Source organism: Pseudoalteromonas sp. PAB 2.2, from assembly GCF_001938575.1.
In the GTDB taxonomy this organism is placed as follows: Bacteria; Pseudomonadota; Gammaproteobacteria; order Enterobacterales; family Alteromonadaceae; genus Pseudoalteromonas; species Pseudoalteromonas lipolytica.
In genome coordinates this window covers 54,544-72,297 of sequence record NZ_LYPI01000011.1, presented here as the reverse complement: position 1 = coordinate 72,297, position 17,754 = coordinate 54,544, and the positions used below count along the sequence as shown (strand labels likewise).

At 36.9% G+C, this 17,754-nt stretch carries 15 protein-coding genes; all 15 read right to left on the bottom strand.

The window, feature by feature from the left end:
* Nucleotides 1–279: 279 nt before the first annotated feature.
* Nucleotides 280–1,188: a UTP--glucose-1-phosphate uridylyltransferase GalU gene (galU, locus tag BWD47_RS10355; RefSeq protein WP_075593937.1), complete on the bottom strand. Its 909-nt coding sequence runs from the start codon at nucleotides 1,186–1,188 to the stop codon at nucleotides 280–282.
* Nucleotides 1,189–2,071: 883 nt separating this feature from the next.
* Nucleotides 2,072–4,036 carry a nucleoside-diphosphate sugar epimerase/dehydratase gene (locus BWD47_RS10350; protein ID WP_075593936.1) on the bottom strand — a complete coding sequence of 655 codons (1,965 nt, stop codon included), beginning with the start codon at nucleotides 4,034–4,036 and terminating at the stop codon, nucleotides 2,072–2,074.
* A 317-nt stretch (nucleotides 4,037–4,353) separates the two neighbouring features.
* A complete protein-coding gene (locus BWD47_RS10345; protein WP_075593935.1) occupies nucleotides 4,354–5,529 on the bottom strand; it encodes a DegT/DnrJ/EryC1/StrS aminotransferase family protein in 1,176 nt (391 codons plus the stop codon).
* 29 nt (nucleotides 5,530–5,558) lie between these two features.
* The gene (locus BWD47_RS10340; RefSeq protein ID WP_075593934.1) at nucleotides 5,559–6,203 is read right to left on the bottom strand and encodes an acetyltransferase; all 645 of its coding nucleotides are present in this window, start codon (nucleotides 6,201–6,203) and stop codon (nucleotides 5,559–5,561) included.
* Complete coding sequence (locus tag BWD47_RS10335; protein WP_075593933.1) at nucleotides 6,196–6,792, bottom strand: sugar transferase; 597 nt, start codon at nucleotides 6,790–6,792, stop codon at nucleotides 6,196–6,198. The genes BWD47_RS10340 and BWD47_RS10335 overlap by 8 nt, the downstream gene beginning before the upstream one ends.
* Nucleotides 6,792–7,988 (bottom strand): glycosyltransferase family 4 protein, encoded by a 1,197-nt coding sequence (locus BWD47_RS10330; protein WP_075593932.1) that lies wholly within the window; start codon nucleotides 7,986–7,988, stop codon nucleotides 6,792–6,794. Before BWD47_RS10330 ends, BWD47_RS10335 begins: the two co-directional genes overlap by 1 nt.
* The gene (locus BWD47_RS10325) at nucleotides 7,985–9,085 is read right to left on the bottom strand and encodes a glycosyltransferase family 4 protein (protein WP_075593931.1); all 1,101 of its coding nucleotides are present in this window, start codon (nucleotides 9,083–9,085) and stop codon (nucleotides 7,985–7,987) included. The genes BWD47_RS10330 and BWD47_RS10325 overlap by 4 nt, the downstream gene beginning before the upstream one ends.
* A gap of 8 nt (nucleotides 9,086–9,093) precedes the next feature.
* Nucleotides 9,094–10,362, bottom strand: a complete 1,269-nt coding sequence (locus BWD47_RS10320; protein ID WP_075593930.1) for an O-antigen polymerase — start codon at nucleotides 10,360–10,362, stop codon at nucleotides 9,094–9,096.
* Entirely contained in the window at nucleotides 10,363–11,280 is a 918-nt protein-coding gene (locus BWD47_RS10315) for a glycosyltransferase family 2 protein (protein WP_075593929.1), read from the bottom strand.
* Nucleotides 11,267–12,775, bottom strand: a complete 1,509-nt coding sequence (locus BWD47_RS10310; RefSeq protein ID WP_075593928.1) for an oligosaccharide flippase family protein — start codon at nucleotides 12,773–12,775, stop codon at nucleotides 11,267–11,269. The genes BWD47_RS10315 and BWD47_RS10310 overlap by 14 nt, the downstream gene beginning before the upstream one ends.
* 8 nt (nucleotides 12,776–12,783) lie before the next feature.
* The gene (locus tag BWD47_RS10305) at nucleotides 12,784–13,350 is read right to left on the bottom strand and encodes an acyltransferase (RefSeq protein ID WP_075593927.1); all 567 of its coding nucleotides are present in this window, start codon (nucleotides 13,348–13,350) and stop codon (nucleotides 12,784–12,786) included.
* Nucleotides 13,351–13,352: 2 nt separating this feature from the next.
* Complete coding sequence (locus tag BWD47_RS10300; protein WP_075593926.1) at nucleotides 13,353–14,441, bottom strand: DegT/DnrJ/EryC1/StrS family aminotransferase; 1,089 nt, start codon at nucleotides 14,439–14,441, stop codon at nucleotides 13,353–13,355.
* Between the two features lie 3 nt (nucleotides 14,442–14,444).
* On the bottom strand, nucleotides 14,445–15,320 hold the full coding sequence (gene rfbA / locus BWD47_RS10295; RefSeq protein WP_075593925.1) for a glucose-1-phosphate thymidylyltransferase RfbA: 876 nt from the start codon (nucleotides 15,318–15,320) through the stop codon (nucleotides 14,445–14,447).
* 1 nt (nucleotide 15,321) lies between these two features.
* Nucleotides 15,322–16,425 carry a dTDP-glucose 4,6-dehydratase gene (gene rfbB / locus BWD47_RS10290; RefSeq protein ID WP_075593924.1) on the bottom strand — a complete coding sequence of 368 codons (1,104 nt, stop codon included), beginning with the start codon at nucleotides 16,423–16,425 and terminating at the stop codon, nucleotides 15,322–15,324.
* 2 nt (nucleotides 16,426–16,427) lie between these two features.
* On the bottom strand, nucleotides 16,428–17,669 hold the full coding sequence (locus BWD47_RS10285; RefSeq protein WP_075593923.1) for a nucleotide sugar dehydrogenase: 1,242 nt from the start codon (nucleotides 17,667–17,669) through the stop codon (nucleotides 16,428–16,430).
* Nucleotides 17,670–17,754: the final 85 nt, after the last annotated feature.

The following is a 17,754-nucleotide window of genomic DNA, read 5'->3' as shown; positions in this document are numbered from 1 at the left end:
GTTAAAATTATAAAATCCTTAATTAAAGTAAATATAACATTAGAATCAAAAAACAAGAAGATAGTACGAATTAAATAGTGACGAGTTGCGAGTTGCGAGTTGCGAGTTGCGAGTTGCGAGTTGCGAGTTGCGAGTTGCGAGTTGCGAGTTGCACAAGATTTTATTTGGGAGAGGATAAAGCAAGTGGTTAAAAGCTATTAACTAACTTCTAACCACTAAATGTGTGTGATCTGACTTCTGAAATCTAATATCTAACTTCTTATATTTAAAATCTTTTTGTTAAACCGCTTTAAGGTGTCTTTCTATAGGGTTGACCATTTGCGTTACAAAATCAGTGAATTCAGCTCCTAGCTTTTCATCGCGCATGCTGTATTCAACAATCGCTTTTAAATAGCCCAATTTATCACCACAGTCGTGTGCACGGCCGCTCATGTGAAAAGCCTCAACAATTTCGTGCTTCATTAGCTCGTCGATTGCATCGGTTAATTGAACTTCGCCGCCAGCGCCTGCTGGTGTTTTAGCAAGTAGTGGCCAAATAGCTTTCGACAATACATAACGACCAACAACGGCTAAGTTAGATGGTGCTTCTTCAGCTTTTGGCTTTTCAACCATGGTTTTAATAGGGGCGCTTTCGCCCGGTTTAATTTGCACTCCGCCAATGTCGGCAATACCGTATTTGCTCACATCATCAAAGGCGACAGGTTCAAGCATAATTTGGCTTGCTTTAACCGCTTTAAAACGCGTGATCATCGCAGCAATATTCTCGGTTTTTTGATCAGCCGTGTAGCTGTCTAAAATAACATCAGGCAATACAACCACAAAGTCATCATCACCCACAATCGGTTTGGCACACATTACTGCATGGCCCAATCCTTTAGCTTCGCCTTGGCGTACATGCATAATGGTTACATCTTCAGGGCAAATAGAGCGCACTTCTTCAAGTAGGGTACGTTTTACACGTTTTTCGAGTGTTGCTTCAAGCTCAAAGCTGGTATCAAAATGGTTTTCAATGGCATTTTTAGAACTATGCGTTACGAGTACAATGTCATTAATGCCTGCAGCCACACATTCATTCACAATGTATTGAATGAGCGGTTTATCTACTAATGGCAGCATTTCCTTTGGAATAGCCTTAGTCATTGGCAGCATGCGAGTGCCCAGCCCTGCAACAGGAATAACGGCTTTCATATCAAATCCTTTATTTGTCGTTCGTTTAAGTCAACGTTAACAACTTAAAGCTTGATAGAAAGTGAATGGTTGTTTGGATGCGAGATGCGAGATGCGAGATGCGAGATGCGAGATGCGAGATGCGAGATGCGAGATGCGAGATGCGAGATGCGAGATGCGAGATGCGAGATGCGAGCAATATTATTATGGAATATTAAAAATTCAAATAAAAAGCGACAAAACCGTAGGCGTTATGCTTACATGGCGCGTTTCATCGGAAGTTATTTTTTAAAATTCGCGGCTAAAGCCCCTCCTACAAGTGATACTCATCACACATTGTAGGAGGCGTTTTAACGCCGAAAAAGCAAACCTTTACAGCGGCATAAAACAGCCTTCTCGATTTAGCTTTACTAGCTCGCCTCTCGTAAATCGTTGCCTACAAGTGATACATATCACACTGTGGGAGGCGTTTTAACGCCGAAAAAGTAAACCTTCTCATCGGCGTTAACAAACTTCTCTATACAAGCTCGAATCTCGCTTTTCGTAACTCGTTGCTTATAACCCTTTCGCCCGAAATAAATTTCACGCCTACATTAAACCGTAGGCGTTATGCTTGCATGGCGCGTTTGCACCGGAAGTTCTTTTTTAAAATTCGCGGCTAAAGCCGCTCCTACAAGTGATACTCATCACACTGTGGGAGGCGTTTTAACGCCGAAAAAGTAAACCTTCTCATCGGCGTTAACAAACTTCTCTATACAAGCTCGAATCTCGCTTTTCGTAACTCGTTGCTTATAACCCTTTCGCCCGAAATAAATTTCAGGCCTACATTAAACCGTGGGCGTTATGCTTACATGGCGCGTTTGCGCAGCAACCTTTATTTTAAAAAATTATCAAATATACTTTGTTAATTTTTTAAATTAACTACCTTGCCTTGCTCTGCAAAGTCATTGATATTATGACTTGTTGTTTGTTTAGCATTCCAAACCAGGTCACAAATGCCATCGGTCGGGTTAAAGCCGGTTGGTGCGTCTAACAATAATTGTCTTATGGTTTCGTGATCAAAGTTATGACAAGCGATATCAAGCGCCTCTAAAAATACATTAAGCTCTGCTAGAGGCAGCATAACTTCATTTGCAGTCATAATGCGCTCATGCGAGGTTTCGCCTACATTGTCACCAATTAATAGCTCTTCGAACAGCTTTTCACCTGGGCGAAGGCCTGTACACACTATTTCTATATCACCATGCGGGTTGTTTTTATCTTTTACTTCAAAGCCAGATAAACGAATCATTTTTGTGGCTAAATCGATAATTTTTACCGACTCACCCATATCAAGTACAAATACATCGCCCCCTTTGCCCATAGCACCAGCCTGAATAACCAGTTGTGCGGCCTCGGGAATGGTCATAAAAAAGCGAGTAATCTCCTGATGAGTTAACGTTATTGGGCCGCCTTCACGTATTTGCCTGCGGAATAATGGCACTACCGAGCCACTTGAGCCTAAAACATTACCAAACCGTACCATACAAAATCGGGTATTGTGACTTTTACCTTTATTTTGAGCCAAGCCTTGCAAACATAGCTCAGCCATACGCTTTGTGGCCCCCATAACATTAGTTGGGCGTACTGCTTTATCGGTAGATATGAGCACAAAGGTCTCAACTTTGGCATTTACAGCAGCTTTAGCCGTGTAGTAAGTACCAAAAACATTATTGCGTACACCTTCAACAACATTGTGCTCGACTAAAGGTACATGTTTGTAGGCTGCAGCGTGATATACCGTTTGTACACCAAACGCTATCATTACTGTTTCAATTCGGTTAATGCGCTGTACAGAGCCCATAATTGGGATTAGCTCAACATTAAGTTGGTTATTAGCGATATACTCTGCTAATTCTTTTTCTATTGAATATAAACCAAACTCACTTAACTCAAACAACACAAGCTTGGTTGGTTTTTGCTTTACTATTTGGCGGCATAACTCTGACCCTATTGAACCACCGGCCCCCGTTACCATAACCACTTTATTTTTAATATTAGCGGCCAATAAATGCGCCTTTGGTGCAACACAATCGCGACCTAATAGGTCTTCTATTTCAACATCTCTAAACTCAGAAAGCTTAGCTTTACCCTCTATTACATCGGCCATACCAGGAATAGAAAGCACTTTAATAGAAAGCGGCTCAAGTTGCGCTAAAATTTGTTTACGACGCGCTCGGCTCTCACTTGGCATTGCCAGTAAAACCTTACTTACTTTACCTCTGTTAATTAGGTCGTAAATATCTTTAAAGGCAATAACAGGAATACCTTGAATAATAGAGCCCTGCTTTGTTTCGTCGTCGTCTATAAAAGCGCGAACAAAGTACTCAGGCCCTGCGCCTAGCGCTGTAGCTAATTGGCGACCCGACGAACCCGCACCGTAAATAATAACCGACTCTTTATTTGCTGTTGTTAATTTACCAATCATCGCACGCACAACAATACGTGCTCCACCCACTGTAAGTAAGCACAGCCAAGCAAAAATAAACGGCATAGTACGCGGTATTTCTACACCAATAAAAAAAGCAAAAAGTACCAAAGCAATCGTACTAATAAGGGTGCCAATTACAATTGCCCATAAAGCTTGCGAGTTCATATACCGCAGCACTGCACGATACAAACCTAAATTAATAAAAATAAACAGTGCTGTTGGCACAAGTAGTAAAAGTAACATCCAGTTGTCTGCTTTACTAAGCGGTGCAATGCTATCGAGCCTAACTATTAACGCAAGCCAAAACGCTGATATGATAAATAACGAGTCGATAAAAAGAGTAATAATGCGCTTAGTTGCACGCGAAGAGTTTAAAATAGAGCGAATAATATTATCCACAACAAGTTCCCTGTCTTGTTTTTGCCGATTAACATACCAACCTAAGCTGACTGGCTGCTTAACAGTTGTTAAATTTTCATGAATTATAGCTGAACCAAATGAATCTAGCCACCAAACTAATACAATATCATTAGCCTTTGATTTTTATAAAATAAAATTACTTAACTTGTGCCACTTAATGCTAAAGTTTTGCTTTAAGGAACAGTGCTCCAAGCAATTATTAGTTTTATATTCTCAATTTATTTAAACACCGGGGGCTCGGTAATACATCAAAACGCCCAGCCCCCAATGACAACACAAAAATAACTAAAGTGAAATTACTTACTCGCTAGCTCAAACACGTCTTTTAGAACTTGTACTGATTTTGCAATTTCATCAATGGTCAGTGTGGGGTGTACTAAAAACATAATTGAAGTTTCGCCTAGTTCTACAGCGTTTGATAAACGCTTTTCAGGCCGCCATGGTGTGTTATCAAAGGCTTTCTCAAGGTATACCTCTGAGCAACTGCCTTGAAAACAAGGTACACCACGCGCGACTATTTCGTTCACTATACGATCACGATCCCAGCCTTCGGCCAACTGTTCAGGTTTAACAAACATATAATGCTTGTACTCTGCATGCTCACAATACTCTGGTACATCGACTAAGCGAATACAGTTAAAGTTAGCTGCTGCTTCATCTAACTCAGCCCCATAAGCTTGGCGTTTGGCGGTCCAATCGCTCATGCGTGTTAACTGAATACGACCAAGAACAGCTTGCATTTCGGTCATTCGCCAGTTAGTGCCAAAGCTTTCGTGCAGCCATCTAAAACCTGGTGGGTGTTCTCGGTTATAAATTGCATCAAAGCTTTTACCATGATCTTTATAGCTCCACATTTTACTCCATAACTCTTTAGAGTTTGTGGTAACCATGCCACCTTCGCCACCCGTGGTCATAATTTTATCTTGGCAAAAACTCCATGCGCCCACATGACCAATACTACCAACCGATTTACCTTTATATTTAGCGCCGTGCGCTTGCGCGCAATCTTCTATTACATAAAAACCGTGCTCAGCGCTTAATGCCATTATTTCATCCATTTCGGCAGGCATACCCGCTAAGTGAACAACAATAACCGCTTTCGTTTTTGGCGTTAATACTGCCTTAATGCTTTGTGCAGTAATAGCTTGGCTATTTAAGTCAACGTCGGCAAATACAGGGGCAGCACCCGCGGTAACAATGCTGCTAGCCGAAGCTAAAAATGTACGCGGAGTGGTAATTACTTCGTCACCAGTGCCTACACCTAATGCTTTTAAAGCAAGATCAAGCGCTAATGTTCCATTACCCAAAGCAATTGCGTATTCACTGTTGGCCCATGTCGCAAATTCTTTTTCAAACTCACGACATTCAGTGCCTGTCCAATAATTAACTTTATTCGATAGAATAACGCGGCTGACCGCATCGGCCTCTTCTTGTGTAAAACTAGGCCAAGGAGAAAAAGGGGTGTTTAACATTTTAAATTAAATCCATCTAAGAGCGATTATTAACTCTTTTTATCGCTTTTAACTACGACTGCTGGCGAACCAAAAGCAGTTACATTTGCAGGTAAGCTTTTAACAACTACACTACCTGCACCCACTAAGGTGTAATCACCTACTGATATTAATTGAATGATCTGGCTACCAATACCAATCCAACAGCATTTACCAATTTTAACTGCTCCAGCTAGCGCTGTATTTGGACAAATATGCGAATACTCGCCAATTTTAGTATCGTGCTCAATAACTGCTGATGTATTTATTATGCAACCATGACCAATTTCAGCAAAGGCATTAATGGCTGCGCCAGCCAATACAACAGTACCCGCAGCTATTTTAGCGTATTGGCTTACTGTTGCAGTAGGGTGTACTAATGTGGCCAAAGAAAAGCCGCGCTGTATTAACTCATCACATTTTTGTTTGCGAACTTCATTATTACCAATAGCGACAAGCACCTCAAATCGTGATGAGTCACATAATAATAAATCTGAGAAAGTACCAACAATATTCCAATGCTCAAGCGCTGTTTTTTCTGGAAATGAGTCATCATAAAAGCTAACTGCGTAACCAAGCTGCTCAGCTAAATCGGCAACCACTTTACCGTGCCCACTTGCTCCTAAAATAGCAATTATTGGCTTTGTATTAGTCATTTTTACTGCCTTTAAAAGGCTCAATAGTTACATGACCGTCTGCACTGATACCTTCTCGAACAAATACTTTTTTAACCGTTAAAAACAGTATTTTTGTGTCGAGCCAAAAACTTTGATTATCAACATACCATACATCAAGCTTAAATTTATCTTCCCAGCTAATGGCATTACGCCCATTTACTTGTGCCCACCCTGTTATACCTGGGCGCACATTATGGCGGCGAGCTTGCTCGGTACTATAAAGTGGTAGATATTGCACTAATAATGGCCTAGGTCCCACCAAGCTCATATCGCCCTTGAGTACATTAAATAGCCCAGGTAACTCGTCGAGGCTAGTGGAGCGTAAAAAAGCGCCAAATTTGGTCATTCGCTCATTGTCAGGTAATAAATTACCATGCTTGTCTTTACCATCAAGCATGGTTCTAAACTTCATCATTTTAAATACAGTGCCATTTAGACCTGGGCGGTCTTGTGTAAACAAGATAGGCGAGCCTAATTTAAACCGGATCAATAAAGCAACTATAACAATAACAGGTAATAAAGTTAACAAAGCACAAAAAGCTACTATAAAGTCAAAAACTCGCTTCATTATAAATCTCCCTCGATTACTGGAAGAAGCTTTTTAAATAAATACTCTCGATTAAATTCATTTCTACCTAGCTCACTTGCAGCATTACAAGCTATATCATAAACTTCAGTTGAGAATAAAAAGTCTTCAAGAGCATTATAATCATCAATGCTAGGATCATTATTTATAACAAGTCCGCATTTTGTCTCCTCTATTAAAGTTTTTATCCACCCCCCATGGTTAATTAAAAGAGGGGTACCTGCAGCAAATGCATCAAAAACTTTATTAGCCGAGTTAGCATATAAAGCTTCAATAGGTAATACTGTTGATGTTGCCATATCAAAAGTACTGTGAACGAATGACAACTGATTTTTATTCACACTAGGTAAAAAGTGAAGACTTTTATTCAACACTGACAACTCTTTTGCATAACTCTTTAACTCATCTTCCTCTCTACCTTCACCTATTATTACAAAGCCAATTTCAGCGTCTGAAAATGAAGATAGTTTAATAAAACTACGAAGATTGTTAACTAATCCAAAAGCCCCCGTATAAAATACCACCTTTTTGTGTCTTTTCTTCAATTCATTGAGAACTGAAATGAATTTATCATCCACCGGAAGTAACTGATTAAATAGATGACAATCTGCCGCATTAGTAATTACAGTAACAGGTGTGTCACCAGAACGCTTTAAGACACTTTTTTTCATATCAGGAGAAAGAGCTATAATATGAGAAGCATTTTTATAAGCTATTCTCTCTAATAAAATAGCCAATTTTATTAATAGAGTATTTTTAATTACACCTAAAGCTACCGGCACCTCTGGCCATACATCTCTAACCTCGAAAATATATGGCTTCCTCTTCACGAATTTGTAAATTAGAGCTGGAATAGCAACAGTTAAAGGTGTACTTGTCACAAATAATTTATCACTTTTCAAACTACATATATGAATACTAGCAAGCACTAAAAATTTAAAGAAAGCCCATAAGCGTCTGAAAAAGCCAAAACTATTGTCATACTGAACTGAAACCCAATGTACTTCAAAACCATCTAACTTTTCAATTTTCCAACCTTTAAATTTACTATGATTATCAGAGGTTACCATCACAACATCGTGCCCTGATTGAGCAAGGCGTTTTGCAAACTCATAAGAGCGTATACCACCATTCATTGATGGTTTTCTAAAGTACTGATGAAGATAAATCAATTTCATTTATAAACTTCTTCCATATAAACTTTTGCAATTTTATCCCAGGAAAAACTTGCTGCGGGATTCTCTTCAAAAGGACCTAAACCATTCGGAAATTTATTTAAAGTATTTTGTATTGCAGTAGAAATTGACTCAACGGAGCGTGAGTTAGCTTTAAAACCATATACACCATCAGAAAAGTAACCATCAACCCCCTGCCCCGAAGTATAAACAATAGGTAAGCACTGAGAGATAGCCTCAACATAAACAAGACCAAAAGTTTCTTTATGAGATACCATTATGAAAATAGAAGATTCACTCATGTGCTTAATTAGCTGCTCCTTATCAAGTTTTCCTAAAAAAACTACCTTACCCTTTAAGTGCTCAGGCAAATCACCGAATACTTTTTTGTAATCAGAATATGTTCCACCCGCAACTCGAAACTCAGCTTTTTCATGCTCTTTAATTGCCATGAAGTAAGCAAGAATAGTATTTTTTAAATTTTTATTTTTATCTATGGCTGCAATATGCAGCGCAACAACTCCACCCCCCTCCTTACTTTTAGAATGCTTAGAATTATCTATAAAGAATTCATCAACACCATTAGGAATAACAAATAGCTTTCCATCATAAGTGTGACCAAAATAATTTTGGAATTGCTTTTTATGCGCTGGAGATATGAATATGATCTTTGATGAATATACTAATACCTTTCTCACCAGCCACTTATAATGCCTATAATATTTAAAACCCAAGTTAACATCTGTATTTCTTACAGTAACAACCAGCTTTTGATTTCTCACTCTAGAGAATAGATATGCAGGTATTCCATCTGAATAAAGAGTATGAGCATGAACAAAGTCAGTAACATTATTTTCTAAATAATTTTTTAGCGCAGGAAAAACAACTGAAATCAATTTATATAAATAACAAATACGAGTTAAAGCATTTAGTTTTTTAACAAAATAAAAATCAACACCAGGCACCTGCTTGCTCAAAAGATGCTCTTCACTCCTGACAGGAATATAAGCCTGCTGACTATATACGTTTGAAATAGCTTTAAACAACTCAAAGTAGACTTTAGAACCTACATAATAACTACAAAAATGTAAAACATTCATAATAACTCCTACTTTACTATTCTTTTAAAGCGGTACTTTATAAATAACAGCGATAAAAAACAAAACCAATAAAATTCGGCAATTTGAGGAGGAAAAAACAATGCCGTATAACCCGTATATGACCAAAAAATAACAAAAGCCATATCTATAGGACTTTTACTTTTAAGCCACTCCAAGTAAGACCTAGAAAAGAAATAACCATATAGCAGAGGAAAAAGCATCACTCCAAGCACACCAAAATCTTTGTAAAATAGATATAAAGACGTAAAAAACGCATTTGTTTTAATGTAAGTGCCATCAGTAAAGGTAATTAGAACTTCTTGTTGCATTAAACCTCTTGCTTCGGTGGCGGGTGAAAGGAATCGCTCCCCTTGCACAAAAGAGATTATATGTTCTGGAAAAAAAGATAATATTGGTAATGTCAATAAGCCGTAGCTAGTGTCAATTCCCTCAACCACTATCTTTGAGTCAACAACCAATCCAAATATAGTAATTCCGTACAAGTGGTAATATACAAGATATTTAAGAAAAACCTCACCTAAGCTTAATGTATTTCCCGAGCGAATGTATGAGAAAAAAACCATAAAAGAAATAGCTACAACTAAGAATAAAAAAACTTTAAAAAAAAGCTTAATTGTAACCTCCTTCACCAAAAACAATGCGACAAAAACACTGAAAAAACAGACTAACATTTCAACTCTAGAAAATAAAACTATCGAATATGATAAAATCAAAAAAGTAGAAATATAAAGATATTTTTTTTCTTTCAATAAGAAATATACTGAAAGAGAGTAAAAGAAAGACGCATATATAAAGCCTTTTAAAAAAACAGTTACAATACTATAACCAAGACTCCCAGAAAAAATATTAATTTGTTCTCCCCCCCATTTAGTCTCCATTAAATACCCTTCGAGCCCAATTGACAAAAGTTTTGAAACAAGAAAATAAACAGAGTATAAAATCAAGGGAGTTGACAGAACAATCAATAAAAATAATTTACTTCTCTCAACCTTAGTAAAAATATCACGACTCATAGCTACATTCACACTACTCACCGAGACACTTCCAATAACAAAGCTTAGTAACGCCAAAGAAATCATTGAAAAGGACAAAAAAGATAATCTTGGAAAAACAGTAATGCCTGAAAGGAGAATAAAAAACAAACTCATCCACAGAGTGAAAACAAAAGACATCGGTGTTACTAGCCGCCTAAATCTCCAAATATATAAAGTTGCACCGACAGCAATAATTATAAACCACAGTACTATTGAAAACATTTACTTTTTACCCACTTTAAGCATGAATAATAAATTGTAAAGTGGACTATAAATAGAGCTTAAAAGTATAGTTTTTATCGATTTAAACAGAAAAAAACTCGAAAAATGCTTTTTTCCAACTCTTTCATAATACTTAGCTATCCAATAATAAGACTCAGCTGCTTTGATGCTTTTCATGCTACTTTTTTTATTAGACCAAATCCCACCATTATGTAATCTGTAGGCTGATGGGCCAATCTCTTCTAAGAATTTACCTACACCAAACTCACCACATAAAACAAAGAGAAAGCTATCTTCATTAGTAACCATTGAATATTCTTCTGGCAAATGCTTTATATTTGATCTTAACATCGCTGTTTGAGTGGAAATTCGTCCCCTACCTTTCAATAAATCTATTTGATCAAAATCTTTATAACACTTATTATTTAGAGAATACTTATCTGTCAGCTCTCCGTTTTCAATTAACAAAGAGCGATGATAGCTCACAGAGCATTCTAAGTTTTCAGACATGTAATCATACTGTTTTTGGATTTTATTTTTGTCCAACCAGTAATCATCACCTTCACAAATTGCAAAATAGTCACCTTTTGCTTGTGAAAAAATGATAGATAACGGCTTAATCCCTTTAGAATAAATGTTTTCACTTTGATAGATTGGCTTTATTAAATTTGGGTACAGCTTTACGTATTTTTCGATAACAGTAGCAGATGCATCAGTAGACGCATCATCGTGAATAATAATTTCAAATGGAAAATCTGTTTCTTGCATTAAAAAGCTTTTAATCGCCTCTTCAACAAAGTCAAAATGATTGAATACGATACAACATATGGTAACTTTCACACGCTCAGAATTGCCCCAGTTAGATAAAATTTCTTTTTCAGAACGAAGGGAACTTGTATGATCTTTAATACTTAACACTCAACCAACTCCTTTCAGTGTTTTTTTGTAAATATTTAATAGAAAGTAAACCGGTGCTCAAAGACACAAGTCCAACAATACAAATAAGAAAAAATAACTGGAACCTACTCTCGTCAAATTCAATGAAGTACTTAGATATACAAACAACAGCAAATGGAGCAAGAACAGTTGCAAGCACATCAAATAATAGCCACTTTAGATGCAAGCCGGAAACTAACTTTTTATGTACTATTGCAACCCAAAATAAAAAATATATAAGATTGATAGTAAACCAAGTATAACCAGCTCCTACTGCCCCATAAATTTTTGTAGATATAATTAACGCTGGTATTAATAGAGAAACTAAAAGTATACTCCCTATTAAATGAAATCTTAAATTTCCAGAAGCATATTGAAGATAATAAGGAAATGCTGAAATAACTAAAAAACCATTACCCGCGGCGTATAAAGATAAAATAGGGGCTACTCTATCGACGAGCTCAAGCTCGCCAGTCCAAACATAAAGTATTTCACTTGAATAAAAGAAAAGCATAAGTGAGAGTGTACCGGCAAGAAGACACACAAATCTAGTTGCCTTTCTGTAAATAGAAAGCAAATTTTGTAATTGATTCTTTGCATGTAACATTGCCATCCGAGGTAACAATGCATTGCTTATCGGACCACCTATAATCATTATCGAGCTCGCTAATAACACAGCCAAAGTAAAGTATCCATACTCAGACATTGATAAAATACCTGACAATATTAATTTATCTGTTTGAGTAACAAAGATCCATAAAGATGATGTTACAGCAATACTTAAAGCAAATTTAATTATCGAGCGAACGGGTTTAAATGACCAACCTATTTTAGAGGTTAACTCCTCCTTACTCGGTAACAATCTACCTGAAAAAAACCATAATAAAAATAATTCGAGTGCTGCGACAACTAACTGGTGAATGAAAAAAACCTCTGGTGTAAAACCATAAAAATACATACTAACAAAAACACCCAGAAATCTGATGCTTGCAATTATAATATTAAATACACTTAATAAGATTAGCCTCTCGAATCCACTAATAACCCCCCTATAAAGGCCACACATCCATCTAAGAGCAATACAAATTGACATAACCTGCAAAGAAATTACAACTTTATCTAAGCCTAAAGTCTCAACCTCAATCCACTTATCCGCAATAGGAATACTTAAAAATATTAAAGCCACAGCTCCAAAAAATGCTGTAACAAAAAATATTACACTTAAGGATCTATATAGCTGCCTGTAAATTAGAGCCGAACTCCTCCCCCCTCTAAAACGAGCTGTTTCTCTGCTTATTGTTGGAGTAAGACCGATATCGAGAAGATTAAACCATGCTTGTAACATGGAGAAAAAGCCAATTAAACCATATGCTTCAGCTCCCATATGCTTCAGATATAACGGGAGTATTAATATACCTATTCCGCTAACATACAGCTGACTAGCATAATTAGCTATAACATTTTTCTTTAGTGACAAGTGACTACCTATTTATTTGAGAGCATAAATTCGACCTCTGTACTTAAAAGGTCTTTTTTTCTATCTTTGATTTTCTTAATAGGAACACCAGCATAGATTACAAACTTTTCACAGGATTGATTAGCTAGACTTAAAGCACCAACTACAGCCCCTTCAGCAATGGTTACCCCTGGAAGGATTACTGACCCAGAGCCAATTATAACATGCCGTTCAATGATAACATCCTCATGGACAACAACCTTAAAATCATCTGGAATCATAGGGTTACTCATCGACAAACCACTAAAATCATCACTACTACTATAAACCGAAACTCTTGAAGATATATTACAAAAGTCCTTTAATGTTATTTTACCAGCACCAATTAAAGAGCTAAAAACAGCAATATGAATATAGTTACCAATTTCTATCCCACCATCGCCAGCAGATAAAACGACAAAGTCATCAATTCTTACATTGCTACCGATACTGATGTTATTTGCGCCATAAATACTCGCCTTATCAGATAATAAAACATTTTCACCTACAGATTTAAAACCTATTTTCTCTAATTGCTGCCTTGATAAGATACCCATAATCAAAACTCATCTTTTAGCGTATGCTTAATTATGTTAACTACCTTAAGAACATCACTAGTACTCATAGAATTATGTAATGGCAAACAAATTGTCCCATTTGCAAGCCTCTGGCTATTTTCACAACCAAAGCTTTTTTGTTGGCTGTATGCTAAATCTAGCGAAGGAGTAAAGTAGCGCCGACTTTGAATATCATTATTTTTTAAAGCTGTAATTACGCTCTCTTGTCTATTTCTATCAGAAATATAAATAGGCATATAAGCACCATTTAAGCTAGCTTGCTCATGCCAAACTGGAAGCTCGACAATTCCTTCTAATTCAGTTCGATAAGTAGTAAATAATGTTGAGCGATGCTCTATTACGCCCTCTATGTCATCAAGTAGAGTTAAGCCGACTGCACATTGATATTCATTTAGTTTTGCATTTATACCAGGCTCCCCCAATGTACCATCGTCTTGTATACCAAAATTAATAAGTCGCTTAGCCTTGTCGTAATCAGCTTTATGCTTAAAAACAATGGCACCACCTTCAACAGTATGAAATACCTTAGTCGCATGAAAACTTAATGTACTTGCATCTCCAAAATTAAGTACGGATTGTTCATCTATCTTCACATCAAAAGCATGTGCAGCATCGTAAACAACTTTTTTGTTATACTTATTGGCAACAACAGCTATACCTTGAACATCGCACGGGTTACCATAAACATGAGTCGCAACAACGCCATCGTAGTTATTATCTTGTGATAACGCTTCATCAAGTGCGGTTGGGCATAAGTTATAACTATGTATGTCGATATCACTAAAAGCTGTATCAATACCTTGCCATAACAACGAACTAGTTGTAGCAACAAAACTAAAAGGAGTGGTAATAGCGGAGTTAATATTTAGGGCTTTACATGCAACCTGAATAGCCAGTGTACCGTTAGAAACAAGCAATAAGTTTTTAACGCCTAAGTATTCTTCCAAGCGTTTTGTTAACTGCTGATGTAATGGCCCAAAATTAGTGTACCAGCCGCTTTCGTTTACTTGCGATAAATTAGCTGTAAGCTTTGTTAAATCAGGTGTTAACGGTTTGTTTAATACTATCATTATTTAATCTTTTATTAATTGCATTAAATACAGGCCATAACTATTTTTTAGAAATGGTTTTGCTAGTACTTCCAACTCTTGCTTATTAAGCCATCCGTTATTAAAAGCAATTTCTTCTAAACAGGCTATTTTATAACCTTGACGCTTCTCAATTGTTTCTACAAATTGCGCTGCTTCAAGTAGACTTTCGTGTGTACCTGTATCTAGCCATGCAAAACCACGACCAAGCATCTCTACATTGAGTTTACGTTGTTTTAAATACATTTCATTTAAACAGGTGATTTCAAGCTCACCACGGTGCGATGGCTCTACTTGTTTTGCTAAATCAACTACAGAGTTATCATAGAAGTATAAACCTGTTACCGCATAATGTGATTTAGGCTTAGCTGGTTTTTCTTCAATTGAAACTGCCTTTTGGTTTTCATCAAACTCAACTACACCAAAACGTTCAGGGTCTTTTACTTGATAACCAAATACAGTTGCACCATGACCTTCTTTTGCATTTTGTACTGCATGCTTTAATTTAGGAGTAAACCCTTGACCGTAAAAAATGTTATCTCCTAATACAAGGCATACATCATCATTACCAATAAAGTCTTCTCCCAAGATAAACGCTTGCGCTAATCCATCTGGGCTGGGCTGTACAGTGTAACTTAACTCAATACCAAACTGCGAACCATCGCCCAATAAACGTTTAAAAGAATCGCAATCTTCAGGGGTTGTGATAATGAGGATTTCACGAATACCTGCTAGCATTAAAACAGATAGCGGATAATAAACCATCGGCTTATCGTAAATTGGCAATAGCTGTTTTGATACACCCATAGTGATAGGATAAAGACGAGTACCCGAGCCACCGGCTAATATAATTCCTTTCACTCTACTTTCCTTGTGTTTCTGTGTTTATTTCGCCAAGGCGTTCCCGCTGGTATGAACCATCTTGAACGTTTATACACCACTTTTGATTATCTAAATACCATTGCACTGTTTTACGTAAGCCTGTTTCAAACGTTTCTACAGGTGTCCAGCCGAGCTCTTTTTGCATTTTACTCGAATCAATAGCGTAGCGGCGATCATGGCCAGGGCGATCTGTTACATAAGTGATTTGATCTGCATATTTTGTTGCTTTAGGCACTAACTCATCTAAAATGCTGCAAATTGTTTGAACAACTTCAATATTTTGCTTTTCGTTATGACCGCCTATGTTATATGTTTCACCTACTTCGCCTTCGGTCACTATTTTATACAAAGCTCTGGCATGGTCTTCTACATATAACCAATCACGAATTTGGTCACCTTTACCATAAATAGGCAAATCTTTATCATCAAGCGCATTTAAAATAACAAGCGGGATAAGTTTTTCAGGAAAGTGATATGGCCCATAATTATTTGAGCAGTTGGTTATAATTGTAGGAAGTCCATATGTTCTTAACCACGCTCTGACCAAGTGATCACTCGATGCCTTACTCGCTGAATAAGGGCTGCTTGGAGCATATGCAGTTTGTTCAGTAAATAAAGGCAGCTCTTGATTTTCAATACTTCCTTCTTGCTCGCTTGGGTGAGGTAAATCACCATAAACTTCATCAGTAGATATATGATGAAACCTGAAAGCAAGTTTTCCACTATCCGTGAGTGAATTCCAATACCCGCGAGCAGCTTCTAATAGAGTGTAAGTACCTACAATATTAGTTTGAATAAACTCTGCAGGCCCTGTTATCGAACGATCTACATGACTTTCTGCAGCTAAGTGCATAACTCCATCAGGCTTATGCTGTTTGAATATTCGATCAAGCTCTGTGCGATCACAAATATCAACCTGTTCAAATACATAGCGGTCGCTACCTTCAACAGAATCTAGAGACTCTAAGTTACCAGCATAAGTTAACTTATCTAAGTTAATAACAGAGTCATTCGTGTTTTTGATAATATGCCGAATAACTGCTGAGCCGATAAAACCGGCCCCACCTGTAACAATTAATTTCATAGTTAGTTTAATAATCCTTTAAAGTCATAAATAAATTTTTCACTACGAATAGATGTACATATATCAATTAACTCATTATGCCCTACGGCTAATAAAAGTGCGTTAAAACCTTCATCGTTATATTCGTTTATCACGTCGAGATTATACTCGTGTTTTACCTCATCAATATTAGCCCACGGATCCACAATTTGAACTTTTAAACCTAGTTCTGATAATGCCAAATATAAATCATAAACTTTTGTATTACGTATATCTGGACAGTTTTCTTTAAAAGTAAAACCAAGTAACGCTACATTACAGTCTACTGGGTTTATTTTATGTTTAATTAATTGCTTTAAAAAGTCTTGAGCTATATAAGTAGGCATAAAATCGTTGATTTCTCTTGCTTTGCGCATTAAATCAGGCACATAGCCAGAAGTCTGTGATTTATGAAGTAAATAGTATGGGTCAACACCAATACAATGCCCCCCTACAAGTCCTGGCTGTAACTTCATAAAGTTCCATTTTGTACCAGCAGCTTCGATCACTTCTTTTGTATTAATACCCAAGCGTTGAAATATCTGATGTAACTCATTAACCAAGGCTATATTTACATCTCGCTGAACATTTTCAATTACTTTGGAGGCCTCAGCAACTTTAATAGAACTTGCTTTGTGGGTACCTGCGATAATTATTGACTTATAAAGCTGATCAACTAATTCTGCAATTTCAGGGGTTGAGCCGCTTGTAACCTTTAAAATATTTGTAACCCGGCGCTCTTTATCACCCGGATTTATTCGCTCTGGTGAATAACCTGCAAAAAAGTCTTTATTAAAAGTTAAGCCAGATACTTGCTCCACTACTGGTAAACAGGCTTCTTCTGTTGCGCCTGGGTAAACCGTCGACTCATAAATGATAATGTCGCCTTTTTTAACCACTTTACCTAACATTTCACTCGCTTTAACAAGTGGTGTTAAATCAGGTTGTTTATGTTCATCAATTGGTGTTGGTACTGTAACAATATAAACATTACACGATTCTAAATCGGCTACATTATGTGAATAATTTAAACTTGTAGACTCTTTTAATTCTGTATCACTTACCTCAAGTGTTGCATCATGCCCTGCTACCAACTGTGCAACTCGGTTTTGATTAATATCAAATCCTAATGTTTGGTATTTTTTACCAAATTCGACCGCTAATGGGAGACCAACGTAGCCCAAGCCTATTATGCCAATCTTTAGATCCGTTAATGAATCGCGCATTTTAATACTCTCTTAAATTTAAAAAATACTCTATGTCCAGCTAAAACTTGGAATTACTCATTATTAAAATAGAGTAATTAACAAG

Excerpts from the sequence above, each read along its gene's own strand:
- galU (WP_075593937.1), bottom strand. The coding sequence starts at position 1,188 with ATGAAAGCCGTTATTCCTGTTGCAGGGCTGGGCACTCGCATGCTGCCA.
- BWD47_RS10285 (WP_075593923.1), bottom strand. The coding sequence starts at position 17,669 with ATGCGCGATTCATTAACGGATCTAAAGATTGGCATAATAGGCTTGGGC.
- BWD47_RS10335 (WP_075593933.1), bottom strand. The coding sequence starts at position 6,792 with ATGAAGCGAGTTTTTGACTTTATAGTAGCTTTTTGTGCTTTGTTAACT.
- BWD47_RS10325 (WP_075593931.1), bottom strand. The coding sequence starts at position 9,085 with ATGAATGTTTTACATTTTTGTAGTTATTATGTAGGTTCTAAAGTCTAC.
- rfbB (WP_075593924.1), bottom strand. The coding sequence starts at position 16,425 with ATGAAATTAATTGTTACAGGTGGGGCCGGTTTTATCGGCTCAGCAGTT.
- BWD47_RS10345 (WP_075593935.1), bottom strand. The coding sequence starts at position 5,529 with ATGTTAAACACCCCTTTTTCTCCTTGGCCTAGTTTTACACAAGAAGAG.
- BWD47_RS10300 (WP_075593926.1), bottom strand. The coding sequence starts at position 14,441 with ATGATAGTATTAAACAAACCGTTAACACCTGATTTAACAAAGCTTACA.
- BWD47_RS10320 (WP_075593930.1), bottom strand. The coding sequence starts at position 10,362 with ATGTTTTCAATAGTACTGTGGTTTATAATTATTGCTGTCGGTGCAACT.
- BWD47_RS10305 (WP_075593927.1), bottom strand. The coding sequence starts at position 13,350 with ATGGGTATCTTATCAAGGCAGCAATTAGAGAAAATAGGTTTTAAATCT.
- BWD47_RS10340 (WP_075593934.1), bottom strand. The coding sequence starts at position 6,203 with ATGACTAATACAAAGCCAATAATTGCTATTTTAGGAGCAAGTGGGCAC.
- BWD47_RS10330 (WP_075593932.1), bottom strand. The coding sequence starts at position 7,988 with ATGAAATTGATTTATCTTCATCAGTACTTTAGAAAACCATCAATGAAT.